This is a genomic window from Parasphingorhabdus sp., from assembly GCF_041748495.1.
In the GTDB taxonomy this organism is placed as follows: Bacteria; Pseudomonadota; Alphaproteobacteria; order Sphingomonadales; family Sphingomonadaceae; genus Parasphingorhabdus.
The window spans coordinates 1-20,561 of the sequence record NZ_JBGTDD010000107.1 but is presented as its reverse complement, the minus strand read 5'-3'; the positions used below and the strand labels follow the sequence as shown (position 1 = coordinate 20,561).

Below are 20,561 nucleotides of genomic sequence, written 5' to 3'. Positions count from 1 at the left end.
GGCACGGATATGACAAAGCCCAAAATCATCTGGTTTCGACGTGACTTGCGCCTATCCGATCAAGGCGCTGTTGCCGCTGCCGCCGCTACCAACGGCCCGGTCATTCCGGTCTATATTCTTGACGATGAATCGCCCAAACACCGCATCATGGGCGGCGCTTCGCGCTGGTGGTTGCATCGGTCACTGGAAGAATTGGAAGCATGTTTGCTGAGGCTCGGTTCGCGCCTGATCCTGCGCCGGGGATCTGCTGCCGGGCATTTGGCCGAAATTGTCAAATCAACTGGAGCGGATGAAATCCATGGGCTGCACCATTACGAACCCTGGTGGATCAATGCGGAGCGAGCGGTCGAGAAGGCACTGGGCGATCAGGCGCGGCTGATCCTGCATGATGGCAATTATCTGCTGCCGCCGGGGACGGTGACGACAGGCGCTGGCGATCCCTATAAAATCTATACGCCGTTCTGGAAGGCGCTGCGCCAGCATATGCCCCCAGCCGATGCCAGGCCTGCGCCGGACGCGCTTTCTGCGCCGGATAGCTGGCCGGATAGCGACAGTCTTGACGATTGGCGGCTGCTGCCGGCCAATCCCGACTGGGCCTCGGCCTTCGGCGATCATTGGCAGCCGGGAAGCGCCGGAGCGGAAGCAAATCTGGAGGATTTCGCGGACAAAGCTGCAGGATATGACGAGGGCCGCAACCTGCCTTCAGAGCCGCTGGTCTCCCGCCTGTCGCCGCACCTGCATTTCGGCGAGATCAGCCCGGCTACCGTCTGGAACCGGCTGGCCGGGCAGGGCAGCAAGGTCGAGACCTATCTGAAGGAGCTGGTCTGGCGCGACTATGCGCAGAATGTGATCGATCAATTTCCGCAATATGGCAGCGAGAGCTATCGCGAGAAAATGCGGTCGCTGCCGTGGCGCGATATGGGGGATGCCGAGGTCAAAGCGGACTTCGAGGCCTGGTGCCAGGGCAAGACCGGATATCCGATTGTCGATGCCGGGATGCGCGAACTCTGGGCGACCGGCTGGATGCACAACCGGGTGCGGATGATTGCCGCGAGCTTTCTGATCAAGCATTTGCTGATTGACTGGCGCGAGGGCGAGCAATGGTTCTGGGACACGCTGGTTGATGCCGATTATGCTTCCAACAGCGTCAACTGGCAATGGGTCGCCGGGACCGGTGTGGACAGCAATATGTTTGTCCGGATCATGGCCCCGCTGAGCCAGTCGGAAAAGTTCGATGCTGGTGATTATGTCCGCCAGTGGGTTCCGGAACTGTCGGATATTGACGATCCCTATATCCATGATCCGGAAGAACATGGCTGCAAGCCCGAGTCTTACCCCGCAAAAATCATCGCACATAGGGCAGGCCGGCAACGTGCTTTGGATGCCTATGACAAGGTGAAATAGGGGCGGGGATTGAAACGCGGGCGGCCAGCCGGTAAGAATGGCGCGCAGATCAAATGGAATTGAGGTCGATGAACAAATAGGTCGCCATCAGGCAACATCGAAATCTACCCGTTCAGTTCTCCGGGCTGGATATTTTGACATCTATGTTCAGGATCTTTCATGCACAGATTATCAGGAAAATTTTGCGTTATCACCGGTGCCGCCCGCGGCATTGGCCAAGCGATTGCCAAGGCCTTTGTCGACGAAGGCGCGACGGTGCTGCTTACCGATTATGACGCAGGTACATTGATCGCCACTGGCGAGGAACTGGGATGCAAGACGCTGGTTCTGGACGTTGAGCAGGAATCAGACTGGGAACGGCTGGCTGCCTTGCATCCCGATGCTGATGTTGTCGTCAACAATGCAGGAGTGACGGGTTTCGAGCAGGGCGTAGGGCCGCATGACCCGGAACATGTGTCGCTGGAAGACTGGCGAGCGGTACACCGGATCAATCTGGACGGCACCTTCCTCGGTTGTCGCTATGCGATCAGGGCGATGAAGGAAAAAGGCAGCGGGTCGATCATCAATATCTCGTCGCGATCCGGCTTGGTCGGGATCCCGGGTGCGGCAGCCTATGCCTCGTCCAAGGCCGCCATTCGCAATCATACCAAGTCCGTCGCTCTCTATTGTGCGCAGCAAGGCTGGAAAATCCGCTGCAACTCGATTCATCCCGCCGCGATCATGACGCCGATGTGGGAACCGATGCTGGGTGAGGGGGCGGCGCGTGCGGAAACGGAAAAGGCGCTGGTCCGGGAGACGCCCTTGCAGCGCTTTGGCGAGGCCAGCGAAGTGGCGGCGATTGCGGTGCTGCTCGCATCCGATGAAGCCAGCTATATTACCGGCTCGGAACTGAATATCGATGGCGGCATTCTCGCTGGTTCGGCTGCCGCGCCCGGATCATGAGCCAAGGGATAGTTCTACGTTGCCAAGCGCTTAGCGCTGGTCCATATTTGTGCGCATGAATGTCGAAGCACCTAGACGCGGTCAACATCTGCTTGACGGACGAAAACGTTTCGCCACTGGCGGCGGGTTGGTCCCACGCCTGCTGGCCCCCGGCTTTCATCATATTCTGGACCGGATTGATGCCGGACTGGACCATGGCACGTTCGAGGGAAAATTACCCGACGGCACGACCCGGATATTGGGTGGTCGCGGCGAAGGGCCGATGGCAGAGGTCACGCTGCACAGCTGGAATGCGTTGCTGCGGCTGATCAACAGCGGCTCGGTCGGCTGGTACCGGGCATGGGAACTGGGCGAGTGGGAAAGCCCCGATCTGGTCACCGTTTTTGACTTGTTTACCCGTAATCGCACAGGCCTGAAAAGCACGGGCCGTGCATCGGGCTTGTTCAACTGGATCGTTAGCCGGCGTCACCGGAAGCGGCACAATGACCAACGCCGGGCCCGACAGAATATCCAATATCATTACGACCTCGGGAATGATTTCTATCAGCTCTGGCTGGATCAAAGCATGAGCTATTCCAGCGCAATTTTTGCTGATGAAGAAGACAGTCTGGAAGTCGCTCAGCGCAACAAGATCGCCGCGATCGCGCAACGCCTGGCGGCCAAGCCGGGGGACAGCGTGCTGGAAATCGGCTGCGGCTGGGGATCGCTCGCGGGCACATTGGCACGTGACCATGGTCTGGAAGTGACCGGCATATCGCTCTCCGACGAACAGACGGCCTGGGCCAGAGATCACCATCCCGAAGTTCGCTATCTGATCCAGGACTATCGGGATGTCGATGGTCAATATGATGCCATCGCCAGTGTCGAAATGGTGGAAGCGGTCGGGCAGCAATATTGGCCGCACTTCCTTGACTGCATTGCCCGCAATCTGAGACCGGGTGGCCGCGCGGTGCTGCAATATATCGTCATCGCGGACGATATTTTTGACCAATATGCCGCCAGCGCCGACTTCATCCAGACCTATATTTTCCCCGGTGGCATGCTCCTTTCCGATAGCCGGTTCCGGGCGCTCGCCGATGCACGGGGCCTGCAATGGACCGACCAGACGAATTTTGGTCTCGACTATGCGCGGACATTGAAAATCTGGCGAGAGCGATTTGACGAGGTGGTTGAGCGGGGCGCGTTGCCGGTCGGTTTCGATGAAAAATTCGTTCGACTGTGGCGATTCTATCTGGCCTATTGCGAAGGCGGTTTTCGCGGCGGCGGTATTGATGTCGCGCAAGTGACACTGATAAAAGAATAATGACCGAGGGAGAGTGGGACAATGAGAAACATAGCCAAACTGGCCATGCTTGGGGCTGCCTGCATCAGCCTGTCGGCTTGCGAACAAGCCCAAAAAGCCGTGGCAAATGCCGCCGGCTTGCCGACTGACGAAAACGTGCTGTTCTGGACCCAGGATCAACGCGACAATGCGTTCCGCCAGATGGAGGTGCTGACCACGACCCGGACGATTGAGGCGGGCGACAATATTCGCCAACTGGAAGCAGGAGCGTCTATTCCGAAGGAACTGGCCACCGAAAGCGGCAGCGTGACTATCGATGACTATATGGCAGACCAGCGGTTGGCGGGACTGGTTATCTTGCAGGACGGCAAGATCCGGCTGGAAGAATATCGCATGGATTTTGGCAAGGATAAGCGCTGGACCAGTTTTTCGGTCGCCAAGTCGCTGGTGTCGACTCTGGTCGGGGCGGCAATCAAGGATGGCTTTATCAAGTCACTGGACGATCCGCTGACCACTTATATTCCGGAGCTGAAAGGCAGCGGCTACGATAAGGTGACGGTCGAACAATTGCTGACGATGACCTCGGGCGTGAAATGGAACGAGGATTATGAGGACAAGGACAGCGATGTAGCCCGGTTCAACACGACCAAATCCACGGACGGAGTCGATCCGGTCATTCTCTATATGAAGACGCTGGTCAGCGAAGCCGAGCCCGGCACGCGCTGGCAATATAATACCGGCGAGACCAATTTGATCGGAGTCCTGGTCGCCAAGGCGACCGGCAAGTCGCTCTCCGAATATCTCTCCGAGAAGGTGTGGAAGCCATATGGGATGGCCCAGGATGCGGTCTGGATCCTGAATGACGGCGGCAAGGAAATCGGTGGTTGCTGCCTCTCAGCCACCACGCGCGATTTCGCCTTATTCGGGCAGTTTGCGATGGACGGCGGAGTGATTAATGGCGTTTCCGTCGTCCCCGAAGGCTGGTTTGCAAAGGCGGGTACCAAGCAGGCCGATATCGAGCAGCCGGGAGCGGGCTATGGCTATCAGTGGTGGACCTTTGATGATGGCAGCTACGCCGCGCAGGGTATTTTCGGGCAGGGAATATTCATCGACCCCAAACGCAAGCTGGTGATTGCCGGCAATGGCAATTGGCCAAGAGCAACTCCGGATGACAAGAAGGTGGGACGCGATGCCTTTTATCGGGCTGTCCAGAAGTACCTCGATAGCGAAGCGGTGCCGGCTAGCTGATTTCGAACCGTTCGCCGGTTGTAAAATCGCTGGCCAATATCTCGACCAAGCGGTCCGCCACGACCGACGGCAGCTTGACGCTGGCAGGGTCCTCGCCGGGATAGGCGTGGGCGCGCATTTCGGTCCGGGTGCGACCGGGATCGACAATTGCCGTGCGAATCTTGCCCAAATTGCGCGTTTCTTCTCCATAACTGAGCACAAGTGTCTCAAGCGCGGCCTTTGATGCCCCATAAGCACCCCAGAATGCCCGCGGTTTCCGGCCCACGCTGCTGGTCATGGCCAGCAGCCGGGCGTTGTCGCTTTTGCGCAGCATCGGATCAAAGCCGGCGATCATCGCTTGCTGGGCGATGAGATTGAGGGTCAGAATCTTGTTGAATTCCTTGCCGTCTATCGCCGGAACCGGTCCGAGGGATCCAAGCATGGCGGCGTTGAGCACCAGGATGTCAAGCCCGTCCCAGCGGCCGGCAATCGCCGTGGCCAGCCGTCCGATACTGTCACCATCGGTCAGATCCAGTGGCGCGATCGTGGCATTGCCGCCGGCCAGGTGGATCTGCTCTTCAATTTTTTCCAGGCCATCGGCGTTACGCGCGGTGATCACGACATGGGCGCCTTGCTTGGCCAGCGCCAGCGCCGTGGCCGCACCGATGCCGCGGCTCGCGCCTGTAACCAGCGCCAGTTGACCTTCAAATTTCATCACTAGCTGGCCGTCTGCTTGATGCGCGGTAAATCGCCGGACGGGATTTCCTTGTGCTGCGACTCCGAAGAATCCATCCGTTCGTTCAGCATGCTGAGCTGGTCGGGTTCTTCCTCGCCGTCGCGATCGGTCAGGGCAGTAGGATAGGCACCGGTGAAACAGGCATCGCAATATTGCGGCTGGATATCGCGGCGGCTTTCTTCACCAGCGGCGCGGTAGAGCCCGTCAATCGACACGAAGGCGAGACTGTCTGCCTGGATGAACTCACACATTTCCTGAACAGACTTTTGCGCTGCGAGCAATTTTTCGCGCTTTGGCGTGTTCACACCATAAAAGCAGCTGTGCATGGTTGGTGGACTGGCAATCCGCATATGCACTTCGGCCGCTCCAGCTTCGCGCATCATCTGGACGATCTTCATGCTGGTCGTGCCGCGCACGATCGAATCGTCGACCAGCACGATTTTCTTGCCATTGACCAGCGGCCGGTTGGCATTGTGCTTGAGCTTGACGCCGAGATGCCGAACGCCATCTGTCGGCTGAATGAATGTGCGCCCGACATAATGCGAGCGGATGATGCCCAGTTCGAAGGGAATTCCCGATTGTTCGGCGAAGCCGAGTGCAGCAGGAGTGCCGCTATCGGGAACCGGGATGACGATATCGGCATCGACCGGGCTTTCGATCGCCAGCTGGACACCGATTTGCTTGCGCACGCTATAGACGGAATTGCCGTCGACGATCGAGTCTGGCCGGGAAAAATAGACATGTTCGAAAATGCAGGGGCGCGATTGTGCATCGGCGAACGGGCGATGCGACCGCAATTCCCCGTTGGTGACAACGATGAGTTCGCCGGGTTCCACGCTGCGGACATATTCCGCGCCGACCAGATCCAGCGCGACGGTTTCCGAGGCAAAGACATAGGCTTCGCCGATCCGGCCCATGACCAGCGGCCGGATGCCGAGCGGATCGCGGCAGGCAATCATACCGTCGGCAGTCATGCAGATCAGCGAATAAGCGCCTTCGACCTGCTTCAACGCATCGATAAACTTGTCCAGCAAGGTCCGATATTTGGAGGTGGCCAGCAGATGGATGATGACTTCGGTGTCGCTGGTCGACTGGAAAATCGAACCGTGGCGCACCAGTTCCTCACGCAATAGCAAGGCGTTGGAAATATTGCCATTATGCGCGATGGCAAAGCCGCCGGAAGCGAGATCGGCTTCGAGCGGCTGGATGTTGCGCAACGTACCCGCCCCGGTGGTCGAATAGCGGACATGGCCACAGGCTGAATCGCCCCGGAGCCGGCGTATCACTTCTTCGCTGTCGAAATTGCCTGCAACGGGTCCTAGCGCGCGATGACTGTAGAATTCCTTGCCATTCCGGCAGGTGATGCCGGCCGCTTCCTGGCCGCGGTGCTGCAACGCATGCAGACCAAGCGCAACCATCGCAGCAGCGTCTTCAATGCCGGCGATACCAAAAACGCCGCACTCTTCCCGTAGCTTGTCGTCATCAAACGGGTGGGTAGTCAGCATATCTCACCTGGCTTGTAAGTGGTCGGGCGGGGGATGTGTGGCATATAGGTTTGAAACCCGGCTTTGTCTGCCCCCAATGTCATAAAATCATAATATTGCGCGAATGAGCAAGTATGGGCCGGAGCCATTGCGTCATTACCCGTTGCGCGTGACCGGATCGGGCCTTAATCGTCGGTCATGACGAAAAATGACAATGATCGCGAAAGCGGAAATCTGCTGCAGCCGAAATATGATTCGAATGGTCTGATCACGGCGGTGGTCACCGATGATTTGTCCGGTGACCTGCTGATGCTGGCCCATATGAACGCCGAGGCCTTGCAAAGGACGCAGGACAGCGGCGTGGCCCATTTTTATTCCCGCAGTCGTCAATGTCTCTGGAAGAAGGGCGAGACATCCGGCAATATTCTGGCGGTAACCGAGATGCGGATCGATTGCGATCAGGACGCGCTGTGGATCAAGGCGAGGCCAGCGGGTCCCGCCTGCCACACCGGCCAGAATAGCTGCTTCTATCGCAAGATCGTCAACGGCAAGCTTGAGCCGATCGGATGAACCGCAGCTTTGCGCTGTTCCTTGCACTTTTTGTCGCAGCCTGTGGCCAGGGTCAGTCAGATCCGCAAGAGGCCGTGGCGGAACTTTCGCCGCTCGACCAAGCTGCGATTGATGCCGGTGTCATTCCCGATATACGCAATGTCACTCTCGCCGGCGCCTTTGAACATATTAGCGATTTGGGCACGGACCGGTTCTGCGCGGTGGGCAACGACGAAAATGGCTATCAGATCGGGATGATCGCCATGTTCGGACCGGAGACGAAATGCGAAGGGCTGGGGGAGGCCGAGCGCAATGGCGAAAATGTTCAAATCACCCTAAACAGCGAAGAAACATGCAGTTTTACAGCAGGTTTTGATGGCGTCGAATTGAAGCTGCCTGGCGAACTGCCGGAGGGTTGTGCAAGCTATTGCAGCCCGCGGGCCGGATTTGAAGGCGTGACTTTCTATATGATCGGCGAGGGCGATGCGGTTGCCCGTTCAACCAGTGGCCGGGATTTCGAATATCTGTGCCCTGGCGGATAGCATTGACGTTTACGTTAGCGTAAGCTATACGCTATTCATGTCGAAGCCGCCAAGCCATGCCGAACTTGACACGCCGGACCTGAAGAATCGGGAAACCTATACAATTTCCGACTTGTCGGAAGAGTTTGGAGTCACCGCACGGGCCCTGCGTTTTTACGAGGACGAGGGTCTTATTGCCCCCGACCGCCGAGGATTATCGCGCATTTATACCAAGCGGGATCGAGCACGCCTTGCCTGGATCATGCGCGCCAAGAATGTCGGATTCAGCCTGATCGAAATCCGCGAGATGATCGATCTCTATGATGTGGGTGATGGCAGGCAGACGCAAATGCAGGTGACGATCGAAAAATGTCAGGAAAAGGTCGATACGCTCAAGCGACAGCGCGCCGACATCGACAGTTCGATCAAGGAACTGACCGGTTTTATAAAGACTGTGCAGGCCGCCATGGCGGACGCAAAAGCGCAGCATCAATAGAGGATAGATGCCGGTAATATCCGGCAACCTTTTTGAGTAGAAAGTAGAAAATCATGCCCAGCTATACCGCGCCGATCGGCGAAGTCCGTTTCATTCTGAACGAAGTTCTCAATCTGGAACAATATGCCGGCGTTTCCGGATTCGAAAATGCGTCGCCTGAAATGGTCGATGCCATCCTCACCGAGGCAGGGAAATTTTCGACGGAAGTACTGCATCCGCTCAATCAGTCCGGCGACGAGGAAGGATGTACCCGTCACGACGATGGTTCGGTTTCGACGCCCAAGGGTTTCAAGGAAGCCTTTCAGAAACTTACCGAGGGTGGCTGGACGACATTATCGGGTCCCGAAGAATATGGCGGCCAGGGCCTGCCCCGCGTGGTCGGCAATGCGGTCATGGAGTTCATGGTTTCGGCCAATCAGGCGCTGGAAATGTACACCGGTCTGACGCAAGGCGCGATTGCCTCGATCCTGACTGAAGGCAGCGAAGAACAGAAGCAGATTTACGCCACGCAGATGATCGCCGGCAATTGGACAGGAACGATGAACCTGACCGAAGCCCATTGCGGTACCGACCTGGGCCTCATCCGCACCAAGGCGGAGCCGATGCCTGGCGGCAGCTATGCGATCACGGGTCAGAAGATTTTCATTTCCGCCGGCGAGCATGATCTGGCTGAAAATATCATCCATCTCGTGCTGGCAAAGACACCGGGTGCGCCGGATAGTTCCAAAGGTATCTCGCTTTTCATCGTCCCGAAATTTCTGGTCAATGATGATGGAACGCTCGGAGAGCGCAATGGCGTGAGCTGTGGCTCGATCGAGGAGAAAATGGGTATTCACGGCAATGCCACCTGCGTGATGAACTATGATGGAGCGACCGGCTATATGGTCGGAGAAGAGAATAAGGGTCTGCGCGCCATGTTCATCATGATGAATGCGGCGCGGCTTGGCGTGGGACTGCAGGGACTGGCGCAAGCCGAAATCGCTTATCAAAATGCAGTTATATATGCCGGCGATCGTCGGCAGGGCCGGGCGCTGACCGGAGCGCAAGATCCGGAAGAGAAAGCGGACACTTTGTTCGTCCACCCCGATGTCCGGCGCATGCTGATGGACGGCAAGGCTTTCACCGAGTCGATGCGGGCGCTGGTTCTCTGGGGGGCCCTGCAGGTCGATCTGGCGGACAAGGCGGAAACCGAGGAAGACCGGGAACTGGCCAATGATCTGGTCAGTCTGCTGACTCCCGTGGTCAAGGGTTACGGCACCTATATGGGCTATCAGATCGCGACAGAATCGCAGCAGGTCTATGGCGGCCATGGCTATATCCGGGAATGGGGCATGGAACAGTTCGTGCGCGATGCCCGGATTGCGATGATTTACGAAGGCACCAATGGTATCCAGGCGATGGATCTGGTGGGACGCAAGCTGGGCCAGAATGGTGGTCGTGCGGTCCAGGCCTTTTTCAAAGTAGTCGCCGACGAGCTTGCCGAAGCAAAAGAACATGAGAAGCTATCGAAATTTGCCGATGCGCTCGAGAAAGCCAATGGTGAGCTGCAGAAAGCGACGATGTGGTTCATGCAGAATGCGATGGCCAATCCGAACAACGCCGGGGCAGGTGCTTATCATTATATGCACCTGATGGGCATTGTTGCGCTGGGTCTGATGTGGTTGCGGATGAGCAAGGCTGCCCAGGCGGCCCTGGATGCGGGATCGGACAATCCGAAATATTATCAAGCCAAGCTGGTGACGGCGCAATATTTTGCGGAACGGTTCCTGCCGGATACTGGCTCCCTGCGCCGCAAGATCGAAGGTGGCAGTGATTCTATCATGGCGCTGGAACCCGAGATGTTTGCGGTCGCCTGAGGACCCGCGACCTTCCGGTCAATTTCGCGATAAACGGTGTGTACCGATCGACGGGTGCCCAAAAACAGCCATCGGGCGTTTCTGCGGCGCGGATGGTCGAAGGCAGATGGACCCGCGATGACGAATTTGGCACAAAAGCGGTGACAGGCGAATGATATGCATAAGGAGTATATGCAATGCATTCCAACAGAAGCGCAAATCGTCTGCGCCGTTTAACACCCTATCTGGTCACCGTCGGATTGGGATTATCGGTCGCAGCCCATGCTGCCGAGCCGGAACCTGCGGATGACGTTCAGACGGAAACCGAAATTCCCGCCCCCACTCTTGATATAGATGGGGACGGCACGATGGATGCCTGGGACCGTAATGGTGATGAACAGCCGGATGCCTGGGATAGCGACGGTGACGGTCAGCCTGATCTGTTCGACAACGATGGCGACGGCCAACATGACTAGCCTGTCTGGTCACCCCCTGCAAAGCACCGGACCTAATATTGGTCCGGTGTTTTTCCGGTTTCGAATATCTCGTCAAACATGCTGAGCATGGCCGCCTTGCTCTGCCGGTCTGCCGACATGTTATAGCGCACGGCTTCGAGCGCCTTTGCATTGCTGGCGGGATCGGTAAACCCATGCAACACGCCAGAATAGATATGCACATGGTAATCGGCACCGGCGATGTCCATTTCGTCCATAAATGTCCGCACCTGCTTGGGCGGGACAAATGGATCGGCCCGGCCGTGGCAGACCAGGATCCGTGATTTTATCATTCCTCGCTTGGCCGGCAAAGGCGTTGCCAGCAGGCCATGGAAACTCACCACAAGAGCGATATCTTCACCGCTCCGCGCCATTTCGAGCACAATCTCCCCGCCCATGCAGTAGCCGATTGCGGCAATCCGGTTATTGGCCAGTCTGGACCGAATGCGCAATTCTGCCAGCGCGCAGCGAAACCGTTCGCGATAATATTCGGCGTCGGCGCGCAAGGCGTCTGCCAGCTGGCGCGCTTCGCGAATATCCTCGATGACTCCCTTGCCATAGATGTCACAGACCATCGCGCTATAGCCGAGAGACGCAAGCCATCGGGCGCGATCAAACATCAGCTGGGTCGGGCCGGCAATCGTCGGCACGATCAATATGCCCGCGCGCGGATAGCGGCTGGGTTGCGCCATATAGCCGGACAATTCCACATCACCGTGCCGATAGGTGAATTGATTTACCTCGATCGAACTCATTCTTCGGGCAAAAACTCCGGCACGGACAGATAGCGCTCACCGGTATCATAGTTGAAGCCGAGCACCTTTGCCTGGCTGCCGAGTTCCGGCAGCTTCTGTGCAATCGCGGCCAGAGTCGCACCGGAGGAAATGCCGACCAGCATGCCTTCTTCCCTGGCGGCTCTCAGCGCCATGGCCTTGGCATCGGCCGGGTCGACCTGGATCGCGCCATCGATGCTTTTCGTGTGGAGATTGCCGGGGATGAAACCGGCGCCAATGCCCTGAATCGGGTGCGGCCCCGGTTGGCCGCCGCTGATCACCGGCGAAGAGGAGGGTTCGACCGCATAGACTTTCAAATGGCTCCAATGTTCTTTCAGCACCTCGGCAACCCCTGAGATATGGCCGCCTGTGCCCACGCCGGTGATGATCGCATCGAGCGGATCATCCTTGAAATCATTGAGGATCTCGATAGCCGTGGTGCGTTTGTGCACTTCAAAATTGGCCGGATTCTCGAATTGTTGCGGCATCCAGGATCCCGGGGTCTGATCGACCAGTTCCTGCGCGCGCTCGATCGCACCCTTCATCCCTTTTTCCTTCGGGCTGAGGTCGAAGGTCGCACCATAAGCCAGCATCAGCCGGCGGCGTTCGAGCGACATGGATTCGGGCATCACCAGAACCAGAGTGTAGCCCTTGACCGCGGCAACCATGGCCAGTCCGACGCCGGTATTGCCGGAAGTCGGCTCGATGATCGTGCCGCCGGGCTTGAGCGCACCGGATTTCTCGGCATCCTCGATCATCGCCAGACCGATTCGGTCCTTGATCGATCCGCCGGGATTGGCACGTTCCGACTTGATCCACACATTGGCGTCGCCAAACAGGCGCTGCATCCTGATATGCGGGGTATTTCCGATCGTTTCGAGAATGTTATTGGCAATCATTGTCCTGCACTCCTGCTTATCTTGTCGTAGTTTTCGCCGGCTCCAGATCATCCGGCGGATCAAATGTCTTGGCAGCACCCAATTGGGGGAACAGGCGCGACCATAGTCCTGTTACCACTATAGCACCGGCACCGCCCGCGACAATGGCAGCAATCGGACCGACGAGAACGGCGAGGCCGCCGGACAGGGCATCACCCAGTTCGTTCGACGCGCTGATCGTCATCTGGCTGACCGCATTGACGCGTCCGCGCTTGGCATCCGGCGTGTGCAGCTGGATCAGCGAACTGCGGACATAGACCCCGAACATGTCGGCGGCACCGCAAATTCCCAGGCAGGCCATCGACAGATAGAGGTTGGTGCTGAGGCCAAAGCCGATCGTGCCCAGCCCGAACACAGCCATCGCGGCGAGCATGCTGTTGCCGACATTCTTGCTGAGCGGGGCGAAGGAGAAGATGACGGCGACAATCACCGCGCCGACGGCGGGGGAGGCGGCGAGCAGCGACAGGCCGATTTCGCCCGCATTCAGAATATCCTTGGCGAACACCGGGATCATCGCGGTCGCACCGGCCAGGAACATCACCAGCAGATCCAGCGTGATCGCCCCGAGCACCAGCTTGTTGGTCCAGACATAGGCCATGCCATCACTGACCTGCTGCAGCGGCCCTTTGGTTTTGTCCGCTTCGGGGCGTGGCACCGGTCCGATCAGGAAAATCGCCAGTGTCGCCAGGGCATAAAGCGCCGCACAGACATAATAAGGCAGCGCGGCGTCAACCTTGTACAGCGGTCCGGCCATGCCGGGTCCGGCGATTACCCCGACCTGCCAGGCGATAGTGGACAGCGCAATCGCACGCGGGATCGAAGCTTTCGGGACCAGATTGGGTGCCAGAGAAGTGACCGCCGGTCCGAGAAAGGCCCGGCAGATGCCAAGCAGCACGGCGATGATATAGATGGTCCAGAGCGTGATGCCGCCGCTCGCCGTCAGCAGCGCCAGCGCCAGGGCAATCATCGCCTGGGCGGCGAGCACGATGCGGGCGATCCAGCGGCGATCCATATGATCGGCGACCCAGCCGACCAGCGGCGTCAGAATGAACAGGGGGACGAATTGCAGCAGTCCCAGCAGGCCCAATATACCTGCCGAGGCACTGATACCCATATCCTCGCGAGCCAGATTATAGGCTTGCCAGCCGAGGATCAGCATCATCGCATAAAGCGCGAACATCGACGCCAGTCGCGAGAACCACAGATAGCGATAATTGGCTATCGTGAAAGGATGGGGTGCGGTGCTGCTCACCGGATATCCGCTAGCGATTGTAGGAACTTGCCGCAATCCCTTCGTTCCGCGACCGGACGATTTGGCGGGCAATCGCGCGCCGGAGCGCATGCCGGCCCGTTAACGCTGCCCCTTAACATTCCCGCGACTGCCGTACCGCTGCGGGACGAGGTGAAAATTGGCCAATTGCGAGCGCGAATCCATGGTAAATGCATTGTTAACGAATGGAGCATGATTGATGGTCGAGAAAATAGCTTATCGGGTGAGTGCTGCGGTGCTGTTGATCACCGCGCTGGCGATAATTGCGCTGCTGGTCATGGGACTGACCCGGGCGGATGCCGGATCTGCAGAACGATCAGCTGAAACTGCCGATGCCCAACAAGTTGAGCCGGACACAATGGTGAAAGATGCGCCTGAATTGATGCCTGTCGCCGCGGCTGATGCCGAGTTGACAAGCAGCGCGCCTCTCAGCGACACGTTCGTGGTCAAGCGCATCCTCCAGATCGACGAGCCCTTCGTCCATGGCTATTATAAATGGGATGACGAAGGCGTTCCGGACGGCGAGCTGGTCGTGACCGTCGATCTCAAGGCCGAAAGCATATCGGTGTTCCGCGATGGCTATGAAATCGGTGCAGCGGTGATCACCTTTGGTGATTCCAGAAAACCAACTCCGACCGGTGTTTTTCCGATCAGTCAGAAGAGCAAGGACCATGTCTCCAACATCTATGGCACGCCGATGCCTTACATGATGCGCCTGACCAATGACGGGGTCGCGATCCACGCGTCCGACGTCAAATGGGGCTGGGGGACGCGCGGCTGCATCGGCGTACCACTGGAATTTGCGCGGCTGCTGTTCGAACAGGTCAAGCTGGGCGACCGGGTGATCGTGACCGACGGCAAGATGCTAGGCATGGGCGATGCCATTTTGTAGAAGCGGCGGCCGCCAGCGCACTCGCCGCTTTCGCGCCGAAGCCTTGCACTTACAATAGCCTGGCGGGCTCCCTATATGATGGTGGAGCGGCTGCGGTTTCATGATCGCCAATATGCAAGGTGAATGGTCAGCGTGGTTGGAAATATTTCTGACCGGCAATGCTGAGACAGAAACCGCCCGCGCCTTCGCCGACCCGCCTGTCTCGCCGAACGCCGATCCGCAACTTTCTGCTTACTTACCCGGTAAACCAATAACGCTGCGGCATGTCTGCCTTCATCCGCCGGAACCCGAAAGGACCATAGCATGGCCAAATCACAGAAGAAATCGAACAAGGAAATCCGTAAGCCGAAGGCGGCCAAGGTCAAGACCAATGCATCCAACCCGTCGGACAAGGCGGGCGTCGTTGTCGGTCTCGAGCATATGAAGACCGGCCGCGGGAAGTGAGCCGCCGAAAAGGGCAAATATCATGCGTGTAAAAGCATCCGTTTGCCGGGAACAGGAAGCGCGCCAGCTTGATCTGGCGGCCAATGATCCGCTGGAAAGCCGCCGCAAGGTCGCCGCGGCCGCCGCCAAGGCGTGGGGTATCGAAGCAATTCAGGCGGAGAAGCGCGAAGCTGGTCATATCAGCCCGCGCGACAAGCTGGACGCGGAGATCACCCGGGAATTTGCCGATGAAGATGAGAGTGACGGATTGGCAGACGAGGAATAGGCGACGGATTTACCGTTTGCGCTGAGCTTGCCGAACTGTTGCTATCAACCGAGCGCTGTCCTTCAACAGGCTCAGGACGAACGGATCGGTGCTAGGCCACCTCAATAAACGAATCCAGAACCCGCTTGTCCCCGCTCTTCTCAAACGCGATTTCCAGCTTGTTGCCTTCCTTCACCTTCACTTCGCCATAACCAAATTTGCTGTGGAACACCCGCATGCCGACGGTGACGTCGTCGCGGCCCTTGTTGCCGAGGGAGACGGCGCTGCGGCGGGCTTCCTTGATATTTTGCGGCTTGCTGTCGAAGCCCGAGGACGCGGCGCGTTGCCAGCCGGGGCCGCGCTGGCCGGCTCTGGTGGCGTTGGCGGCGGCGAGATGGGCGAACGGGTCGCTATGCTCGCTCCAGTTGGCGCGCCACAGGCTTTCGCCGCCGCTCATGCTGCTTTCATGCTCGACATGCTCGTCGGGCAGTTCGCCGATGAAGCGCGAGGGGATCGAGCTGTTCCACTGGCCGTAAATGCGGCGGTTGGCGGCGTGGAAGATCGTGCATTTCTTCTTGGCGCGGGTGATCGCGACATAGGCGAGGCGGCGCTCTTCCTCGAGGCTGGCGTTGCCGCCCTCGTCGAGGCTGCGCTGCGAGGGGAATACGCCTTCTTCCCAGCCGACGCAGAAGACATGGTCATATTCGAGACCCTTGGCGCCGTGCATGGTCATGATCGTGACCTTGGCCTCGTCGTCGCGGGCGTCATTGTCCATGACCAGCGAGACATGCTCGAGAAAGGCACCGAGCGTTTCATATTCTTCCATGGCGCGGGCGAGTTCGGTCAGGTTTTCCAAGCGTCCGGCCGCTTCGGTGGAGCGGTCGGCCTGCAGCATCGTCGTATAGCCGCACTCGTCGAGCACGATCCGGGCCAGTTCGGCGTGATCGGTGTCGGTCGCCATCTCCCGCCAGCGAGCGAAATTGCGCATCAGTTCCATGAGGGTGTTGCGGGCTCTGGGGGCTAGTTCGTCAGTGTCGCAGATGGTGTAGGCTGCTGCCGCGAGTGCGATGCCCTGTGACCGGGCGAGGCGGTGAACCTTCTCGATGGTCTTGTCGCCGAGGCCGCGTTTGGGCGTGTTGACGATCCGTTCGAAGGCGAGATCGTCGGCGGGCTGGGCAATGACGCGGAGATAGGCCAGCGCGTCACGGATTTCGGCGCGCTCGTAGAAGCGGAAGCCGCCAATGATCTTGTAGGGCATGCCGATCGAGATGAAGCGATCCTCAAACTCGCGGGTCTGGAACTGGGCGCGGACGAGGATCGCGACATCGTTCAGCGACACCTGGTGGAGCTGCTGCAGCGCCTCGATCTCGTCGCCGGTGCGCCGGGCTTCCTCGGGGCCGTCCCACACGCCGATCACCTGCACCTTGTCGCCTTCGGTTTCCTCGGTCCACAGGGTCTTGCCGAGGCGGCCGCTATTATGGTTAATCAAGGCGGAGGCAGCGGCAAGAATATGCGGGGTGGAGCGGTAATTCTGCTCCAGCTTGACCACCTTGGCGTCGGGAAAATCCTTCTCGAAGCGCAGGATGTTGGCGACTTCCGCGCCGCGCCAGGAATAGATCGACTGATCATCGTCGCCGACGCAGCAGATATTCTTGTGGCTCTGCGCGAGCAGCCGCAGCCAGAGATATTGCGAGCTGTTGGTGTCCTGATATTCGTCGACCAATATATATTTGAAGCGCTGCTGATAGCGCTGCAATATCTCGCGGTTTGTCTTCAGCAGGTTGAGGATGTGGAGCAGCAGGTCGCCGAAATCGCAGGCGTTGAGCGCCTGTAGCCGGGCCTGATAGGCGGCGTAAAATTCCTGGCCGCGGCCGTTGGCATAGCGTTCATTCTCGTTGGCGTCGAGATCGGCGGGATTGAGGCCGCGGTTCTTCCACTGGTCGATCAGACCGGCGAGCATCCGGGGCGGCCAGCGTTTTTCATCAATTTCCGCCGCTTGAATGAGCTGCTTGAGCAGGCGGAGCTGGTCGTCGGTGTCGAGAATGGTGAAATTGCTCTGCAGGCCGACCAGTTCGGCATGCTGGCGGAGCATCTTTGCGCCGATACTGTGGAAGGTGCCGAGCCAGGGCATGCCCTCGAAACTCTCGCCGACGATTCCAGCGATCCGTTCCTTCATCTCGCGGGCGGCCTTGTTGGTGAAGGTCACAGCAAGAATTTCGCTGGGCCAGGCCTTGCGCGAGAAGACGATATGCGCCAGCCGCCGCGTCAGGGCAGCGGTCTTGCCGGTACCCGCGCCAGCCAGCACCAGCACCGGGCCGTCGGTGGTCAGCACCGCCTCGCGCTGCGGCGGATTCAGGCCGCGGACATAAGGCGGGTCATTCTCTGATGGTATATTGACAGTATCGGTCACGGGTGAACAGTTAGGGAACATCGCGCAAGGGAGCAAGGCCCCTGTGATGCTTTTATGTGGTCGGTCATCGTCGCGGAACTATTCGGCTGTTCAAAGGTTGTTGGTTCAGGAACAATATATTTGGAGAGCATCATGCGTAAATTAGCGATTTTCAGCGCCGCCGCAGCAGTCGCCTTTTCCGGAGCTGCCCACGCCATTCAGAATGACATGCAGGATGGCGCAGCAACCCAGGCCAAGGCAGAAGTGCTGACGAAAGCGGCCAATGGCCGGGCGCAAACAGTGATGATGAATGGCAAGGAATATCAGGTTTGCGGCGGCGATGTGACCGACGGCTGTATCAATCCACGCGAAGCGGGGTTGAATTTCGGCAATAGGGCGCTGGACTATTGGCCAGGCAAACCCGCCAGCGAAATGTAATCCTTTTCAAGTCTTTGCCTGAACAGGTTCAGGCGTAAAACGCGAGCCAGTTCAACGGACTGGCTCGCTTTTTCATGACCTACCCGAAAGGACAGGTTGATATTCATGTTGCAATGCACCATTTATACATCATTGGACGGCAAGCCGGTCCCCCAAGGAGCATGACATGAGCAAGAGACTGACCACGAGCGCGATTATAGCCACCCTGCTGATGGCGGCGACAACCCTGTACAGCACGACGCAGCCGAACCAGCAGGAAACCGCTTCTGCCCCAGTCCTGATGGGCGGCTAGAGTCCTTCCGGGCGCAGGAGATGAATCCGCGCCTTGCCGCTATCTCTGGTGCAATCGAGGGTATATCCCTTCACTTCGACATTTTCATGACGCGCGGTTTCGATCGCGACCCAGGCGGATGGTGCAAACCAGCCGTGCCGGCCCAGCTTGTCCAGCGCGACGGCGCCCGCGCCTGAATCATAAGGTGGGTCCATCAGGACCAGATCGTAGGCCTGGCGCGCTGCGCCGAGATGCAGAACCGATCCAATGCGGATATCGGCGCTAGCCCCCAATTTTTCGATATTCTTTTCCAGCGCCTTGAGCGCTTCCTTGTCCTGTTCGACAAAGGTGCAATGCGCCGCGCCGCGTGAGAGCGCCTCAAGGCCGAGCGCGCCGGAGCCGGCAAACAGATCGAGTATCTGCAAATCTTGAAAATCGCCAAGGCGGCTGGTCAGCATCGAGAACAGCCGCTCGCGGGTCCGGTCGGCGGTCGGGCGGGTGGTGTCACCCTTGGGCGCGACGATCGTGCGGCCCCGCCAGTTGCCTGCGATTATGCGCATTTCTTTTCCGCGCGGTACACCGTTCGTCCTGAGCCTGTCGAAGGACAGCTCTCCTCCGGGAGGCGTGGTTCGACAGGCCCACCACTAACGGATAAACACGAATATTCATTCATTTCAATGACTTGCGGAACTGTACCAGATCATGCTGCCGGACCACCTCGATCTCGCCTTTTTGCAGATCGCCGAGCACGAACGGGCCATAGCGGGTGCGGATCAGGCGGGACACTTCGAGGCCGAAATGTTCCAATACTTTCCGCACTTCGCGATTCTTGCCTTCGGTCAGGGTCATTTCGATCCACTGGTTGCGGCCGGTGCGGCGTTCGAGATTGGCGGTGATCGGGCTGTAGTGCATGCCGTCAATGGTGATCCCGCGATAGAGTTCCTCCAGCTGGTTCTGGCTGATTTCGCCGAAGGTCCTCGCGCGATAGGTGCGTTCGATGCCATTTTTGGGCAATTCCATCTGGCGCTTGAATTCGCCGTCGGTGGTCATCAGCAACAGGCCCTCGGTGTTCATGTCGAGGCGGCCGATCGGCATGATCCGCTCCATGTCCTTGGGGAGCACATCATAGATGGTCTTCTTGCCGGAAAAATCCCGTTCGGCGGTCAGATAGCCATTGGGCTTGTGGAAGCGGAACAGCTTGGCCGGTGAGGGTTCGGCGACCGGCTTGCTATCGACGGTGACGCCGGTCAGATTTTTCAGCAGCAGCGAGGGATGCTCGACCAGATCGCCGTTCAGCGCAATCCGGCCCGCCTCGATCATCCGTTCGATTTCGCGGCGCGAAGCAACACCGGCGCGGGCCAGCAATTTGGCGATGCGCTGCCCTTCACGGGTGTCGCTCGGTTGCGCTTTGGGCGCAGCTACGGACTTTGCTCCGGGCGTCGGTTTTGCGCGATATATTCTTGGTGGTTTTTCTTCGGTCATGGCGGCGATCCATGGCGGAAAAACTGCGCTGCTGCAATCTGTAACCTTTGGTTTTGCCGCCGCGAATGGCTAGGGTCACGCTGGTGGAGTCTGGAATGAGCAAGAATATCCTGTGCGGGTTGATTGGTGGGGCGGCTTTTGCCGGCCTCATCGGCATGCAATTTGCACCCACGGCTCAGGCTGGCTCCGGTCAGGTGACGGCACCCGCGCAAAGACTTGATGATACGATCGGCCAGGTAAACCCCGTCGTCATCGAGCTGTTCACCAGTCAGGGCTGTTCTTCCTGTCCCCCTGCCGATCTGCTGGCCAGGCGGCTGGCGAAAGACGACTCCCTGCTGGTGATCACGCGGCCGGTGACCTATTGGGACCGGCTTGGCTGGAAGGATACGCTGGCGCGCGAGGACAATAGCCGGTTGCAGCGCGCCTATGCCGCCAAGGGCAATGCCGGTG

General features: G+C 58.6%; 23 protein-coding genes. 15 read left to right on the top strand and 8 right to left on the bottom strand.

The genetic code is table 11. The features are described 5' to 3' along the window. Positions 1 to 9 precede the first annotated feature (9 nt). The 4 genes from ACEW8J_RS09760 to ACEW8J_RS09745 all read left to right on the top strand — a co-directional run bounded on the left by ACEW8J_RS09760 (position 10) and on the right by ACEW8J_RS09745 (position 4,876). Positions 10 to 1,404 (top strand): deoxyribodipyrimidine photo-lyase, encoded by a 1,395-nt coding sequence (locus ACEW8J_RS09760; RefSeq protein ID WP_373491449.1) that lies wholly within the window; start codon positions 10 to 12, stop codon positions 1,402 to 1,404. A 159-nt stretch (positions 1,405 to 1,563) separates the two neighbouring features. Then, on the top strand, positions 1,564 to 2,346 hold the full coding sequence (locus ACEW8J_RS09755; protein ID WP_373491448.1) for an SDR family oxidoreductase: 783 nt from the start codon (positions 1,564 to 1,566) through the stop codon (positions 2,344 to 2,346). 55 nt (positions 2,347 to 2,401) lie between these two features. After that, positions 2,402 to 3,649 carry a class I SAM-dependent methyltransferase gene (locus tag ACEW8J_RS09750; protein ID WP_373491447.1) on the top strand — a complete coding sequence of 416 codons (1,248 nt, stop codon included), beginning with the start codon at positions 2,402 to 2,404 and terminating at the stop codon, positions 3,647 to 3,649. A gap of 21 nt (positions 3,650 to 3,670) precedes the next feature. Further along, positions 3,671 to 4,876, top strand: a complete 1,206-nt coding sequence (locus tag ACEW8J_RS09745; protein ID WP_373491446.1) for a serine hydrolase domain-containing protein — start codon at positions 3,671 to 3,673, stop codon at positions 4,874 to 4,876. On the opposite strand, the gene ACEW8J_RS09740 is transcribed toward ACEW8J_RS09745, so the two are convergent. Continuing rightward, positions 4,869 to 5,570 carry an SDR family NAD(P)-dependent oxidoreductase gene (locus ACEW8J_RS09740; RefSeq protein WP_373491445.1) on the bottom strand — a complete coding sequence of 234 codons (702 nt, stop codon included), beginning with the start codon at positions 5,568 to 5,570 and terminating at the stop codon, positions 4,869 to 4,871. The two genes, ACEW8J_RS09745 and ACEW8J_RS09740, sit on opposite strands and share 8 nt — an antisense overlap. 2 nt (positions 5,571 to 5,572) lie before the next feature. After that, on the bottom strand, positions 5,573 to 7,096 hold the full coding sequence (gene purF / locus ACEW8J_RS09735; RefSeq protein WP_373491444.1) for an amidophosphoribosyltransferase: 1,524 nt from the start codon (positions 7,094 to 7,096) through the stop codon (positions 5,573 to 5,575). A gap of 177 nt (positions 7,097 to 7,273) precedes the next feature. Between purF and hisI the strand changes: the two genes are divergently transcribed. From hisI to ACEW8J_RS09710, 5 genes are all read left to right on the top strand, one after another. Further along, the gene (gene hisI, locus ACEW8J_RS09730; protein ID WP_373491443.1) at positions 7,274 to 7,645 is read left to right on the top strand and encodes a phosphoribosyl-AMP cyclohydrolase; all 372 of its coding nucleotides are present in this window, start codon (positions 7,274 to 7,276) and stop codon (positions 7,643 to 7,645) included. After that, a complete protein-coding gene (locus ACEW8J_RS09725; protein ID WP_373491442.1) occupies positions 7,642 to 8,166 on the top strand; it encodes a hypothetical protein in 525 nt (174 codons plus the stop codon). The genes hisI and ACEW8J_RS09725 overlap by 4 nt, the downstream gene beginning before the upstream one ends. Positions 8,167 to 8,203: 37 nt before the next feature. Beyond that, positions 8,204 to 8,641, top strand: a complete 438-nt coding sequence (locus ACEW8J_RS09720; protein WP_373491441.1) for a MerR family DNA-binding transcriptional regulator — start codon at positions 8,204 to 8,206, stop codon at positions 8,639 to 8,641. A gap of 53 nt (positions 8,642 to 8,694) precedes the next feature. Continuing rightward, positions 8,695 to 10,497 carry an acyl-CoA dehydrogenase C-terminal domain-containing protein gene (locus ACEW8J_RS09715; RefSeq protein WP_373491440.1) on the top strand — a complete coding sequence of 601 codons (1,803 nt, stop codon included), beginning with the start codon at positions 8,695 to 8,697 and terminating at the stop codon, positions 10,495 to 10,497. Between the two features lie 176 nt (positions 10,498 to 10,673). Continuing rightward, positions 10,674 to 10,952, top strand: a complete 279-nt coding sequence (locus tag ACEW8J_RS09710) for a hypothetical protein (protein WP_373491439.1) — start codon at positions 10,674 to 10,676, stop codon at positions 10,950 to 10,952. Between the two features lie 32 nt (positions 10,953 to 10,984). Here the strand turns inward: ACEW8J_RS09710 and ACEW8J_RS09705 are convergent, their stop codons facing one another. Genes ACEW8J_RS09705 through ACEW8J_RS09695 form a run of 3 tightly spaced genes read right to left on the bottom strand, consistent with a single transcriptional unit; the run spans position 10,985 to position 13,933 of the window. Then, entirely contained in the window at positions 10,985 to 11,725 is a 741-nt protein-coding gene (locus ACEW8J_RS09705) for a dienelactone hydrolase family protein (RefSeq protein WP_373491438.1), read from the bottom strand. Further along, positions 11,722 to 12,642 carry a cysteine synthase A gene (gene cysK / locus ACEW8J_RS09700; RefSeq protein WP_373491437.1) on the bottom strand — a complete coding sequence of 307 codons (921 nt, stop codon included), beginning with the start codon at positions 12,640 to 12,642 and terminating at the stop codon, positions 11,722 to 11,724. The genes ACEW8J_RS09705 and cysK overlap by 4 nt, the downstream gene beginning before the upstream one ends. Positions 12,643 to 12,658: 16 nt before the next feature. Beyond that, positions 12,659 to 13,933 carry an MFS transporter gene (locus ACEW8J_RS09695; protein WP_373491436.1) on the bottom strand — a complete coding sequence of 425 codons (1,275 nt, stop codon included), beginning with the start codon at positions 13,931 to 13,933 and terminating at the stop codon, positions 12,659 to 12,661. A gap of 217 nt (positions 13,934 to 14,150) precedes the next feature. On the opposite strand from ACEW8J_RS09695, the gene ACEW8J_RS09690 reads away from it, so the two are divergent. The 3 genes from ACEW8J_RS09690 (at position 14,151) to ACEW8J_RS09680 (ending at position 15,552) form a co-directional block, all read left to right on the top strand. Then, positions 14,151 to 14,843 (top strand): L,D-transpeptidase family protein, encoded by a 693-nt coding sequence (locus tag ACEW8J_RS09690; protein WP_373491435.1) that lies wholly within the window; start codon positions 14,151 to 14,153, stop codon positions 14,841 to 14,843. Between the two features lie 303 nt (positions 14,844 to 15,146). Beyond that, on the top strand, positions 15,147 to 15,287 hold the full coding sequence (locus ACEW8J_RS09685) for a hypothetical protein (RefSeq protein WP_373491434.1): 141 nt from the start codon (positions 15,147 to 15,149) through the stop codon (positions 15,285 to 15,287). Positions 15,288 to 15,309: 22 nt separating this feature from the next. Further along, positions 15,310 to 15,552, top strand: coding sequence for a hypothetical protein (locus ACEW8J_RS09680; RefSeq protein ID WP_373491433.1), 243 nt, complete (start codon positions 15,310 to 15,312; stop codon positions 15,550 to 15,552). Positions 15,553 to 15,643: 91 nt separating this feature from the next. Here the strand turns inward: ACEW8J_RS09680 and ACEW8J_RS09675 are convergent, their stop codons facing one another. Next, complete coding sequence (locus ACEW8J_RS09675) at positions 15,644 to 17,962, bottom strand: ATP-dependent helicase (RefSeq protein WP_373491432.1); 2,319 nt, start codon at positions 17,960 to 17,962, stop codon at positions 15,644 to 15,646. A gap of 111 nt (positions 17,963 to 18,073) precedes the next feature. Here ACEW8J_RS09675 and ACEW8J_RS09670 point away from each other — a divergent pair, with 111 nt between their 5' ends. Continuing rightward, the gene (locus ACEW8J_RS09670; protein WP_373491431.1) at positions 18,074 to 18,358 is read left to right on the top strand and encodes a hypothetical protein; all 285 of its coding nucleotides are present in this window, start codon (positions 18,074 to 18,076) and stop codon (positions 18,356 to 18,358) included. 166 nt (positions 18,359 to 18,524) lie between these two features. Beyond that, positions 18,525 to 18,650: a hypothetical protein gene (locus ACEW8J_RS09665; RefSeq protein WP_373491430.1), complete on the top strand. Its 126-nt coding sequence runs from the start codon at positions 18,525 to 18,527 to the stop codon at positions 18,648 to 18,650. Here ACEW8J_RS09665 and rsmD read toward each other — a convergent pair. After that, on the bottom strand, positions 18,647 to 19,189 hold the full coding sequence (gene rsmD, locus ACEW8J_RS09660; protein ID WP_373491429.1) for a 16S rRNA (guanine(966)-N(2))-methyltransferase RsmD: 543 nt from the start codon (positions 19,187 to 19,189) through the stop codon (positions 18,647 to 18,649). The two genes, ACEW8J_RS09665 and rsmD, sit on opposite strands and share 4 nt — an antisense overlap. Positions 19,190 to 19,298: 109 nt before the next feature. After that, positions 19,299 to 20,111: a pseudouridine synthase gene (locus ACEW8J_RS09655; protein ID WP_373491428.1), complete on the bottom strand. Its 813-nt coding sequence runs from the start codon at positions 20,109 to 20,111 to the stop codon at positions 19,299 to 19,301. A gap of 95 nt (positions 20,112 to 20,206) precedes the next feature. On the opposite strand from ACEW8J_RS09655, the gene ACEW8J_RS09650 reads away from it, so the two are divergent. Then, on the top strand, positions 20,207 to 20,561 hold a 355-nt coding region (locus ACEW8J_RS09650; protein WP_373491427.1), incomplete at its 3' end, for a DUF1223 domain-containing protein.

Bases quoted from the DNA above. Each gene is read 5' to 3' on its own strand.
- hisI (WP_373491443.1), top strand. From the start codon at position 7,274: ATGACGAAAAATGACAATGATCGCGAAAGCGGAAATCTGCTGCAGCCG.
- ACEW8J_RS09655 (WP_373491428.1), bottom strand. From the start codon at position 20,111: ATGACCGAAGAAAAACCACCAAGAATATATCGCGCAAAACCGACGCCC.
- ACEW8J_RS09720 (WP_373491441.1), top strand. From the start codon at position 8,204: ATGTCGAAGCCGCCAAGCCATGCCGAACTTGACACGCCGGACCTGAAG.
- ACEW8J_RS09750 (WP_373491447.1), top strand. From the start codon at position 2,402: ATGAATGTCGAAGCACCTAGACGCGGTCAACATCTGCTTGACGGACGA.
- ACEW8J_RS09685 (WP_373491434.1), top strand. From the start codon at position 15,147: ATGGCCAAATCACAGAAGAAATCGAACAAGGAAATCCGTAAGCCGAAG.
- ACEW8J_RS09665 (WP_373491430.1), top strand. From the start codon at position 18,525: ATGAGCAAGAGACTGACCACGAGCGCGATTATAGCCACCCTGCTGATG.
- ACEW8J_RS09740 (WP_373491445.1), bottom strand. From the start codon at position 5,570: ATGAAATTTGAAGGTCAACTGGCGCTGGTTACAGGCGCGAGCCGCGGC.
- ACEW8J_RS09760 (WP_373491449.1), top strand. From the start codon at position 10: ATGACAAAGCCCAAAATCATCTGGTTTCGACGTGACTTGCGCCTATCC.
- ACEW8J_RS09690 (WP_373491435.1), top strand. From the start codon at position 14,151: ATGGTCGAGAAAATAGCTTATCGGGTGAGTGCTGCGGTGCTGTTGATC.
- ACEW8J_RS09710 (WP_373491439.1), top strand. From the start codon at position 10,674: ATGCATTCCAACAGAAGCGCAAATCGTCTGCGCCGTTTAACACCCTAT.
- cysK (WP_373491437.1), bottom strand. From the start codon at position 12,642: ATGATTGCCAATAACATTCTCGAAACGATCGGAAATACCCCGCATATC.
- ACEW8J_RS09705 (WP_373491438.1), bottom strand. From the start codon at position 11,725: ATGAGTTCGATCGAGGTAAATCAATTCACCTATCGGCACGGTGATGTG.
- ACEW8J_RS09745 (WP_373491446.1), top strand. From the start codon at position 3,671: ATGAGAAACATAGCCAAACTGGCCATGCTTGGGGCTGCCTGCATCAGC.
- purF (WP_373491444.1), bottom strand. From the start codon at position 7,096: ATGCTGACTACCCACCCGTTTGATGACGACAAGCTACGGGAAGAGTGC.
- ACEW8J_RS09715 (WP_373491440.1), top strand. From the start codon at position 8,695: ATGCCCAGCTATACCGCGCCGATCGGCGAAGTCCGTTTCATTCTGAAC.
- ACEW8J_RS09680 (WP_373491433.1), top strand. From the start codon at position 15,310: ATGCGTGTAAAAGCATCCGTTTGCCGGGAACAGGAAGCGCGCCAGCTT.
- ACEW8J_RS09725 (WP_373491442.1), top strand. From the start codon at position 7,642: ATGAACCGCAGCTTTGCGCTGTTCCTTGCACTTTTTGTCGCAGCCTGT.
- ACEW8J_RS09675 (WP_373491432.1), bottom strand. From the start codon at position 17,962: ATGTTCCCTAACTGTTCACCCGTGACCGATACTGTCAATATACCATCA.
- ACEW8J_RS09670 (WP_373491431.1), top strand. From the start codon at position 18,074: ATGCGTAAATTAGCGATTTTCAGCGCCGCCGCAGCAGTCGCCTTTTCC.
- ACEW8J_RS09755 (WP_373491448.1), top strand. From the start codon at position 1,564: ATGCACAGATTATCAGGAAAATTTTGCGTTATCACCGGTGCCGCCCGC.
- rsmD (WP_373491429.1), bottom strand. From the start codon at position 19,189: ATGCGCATAATCGCAGGCAACTGGCGGGGCCGCACGATCGTCGCGCCC.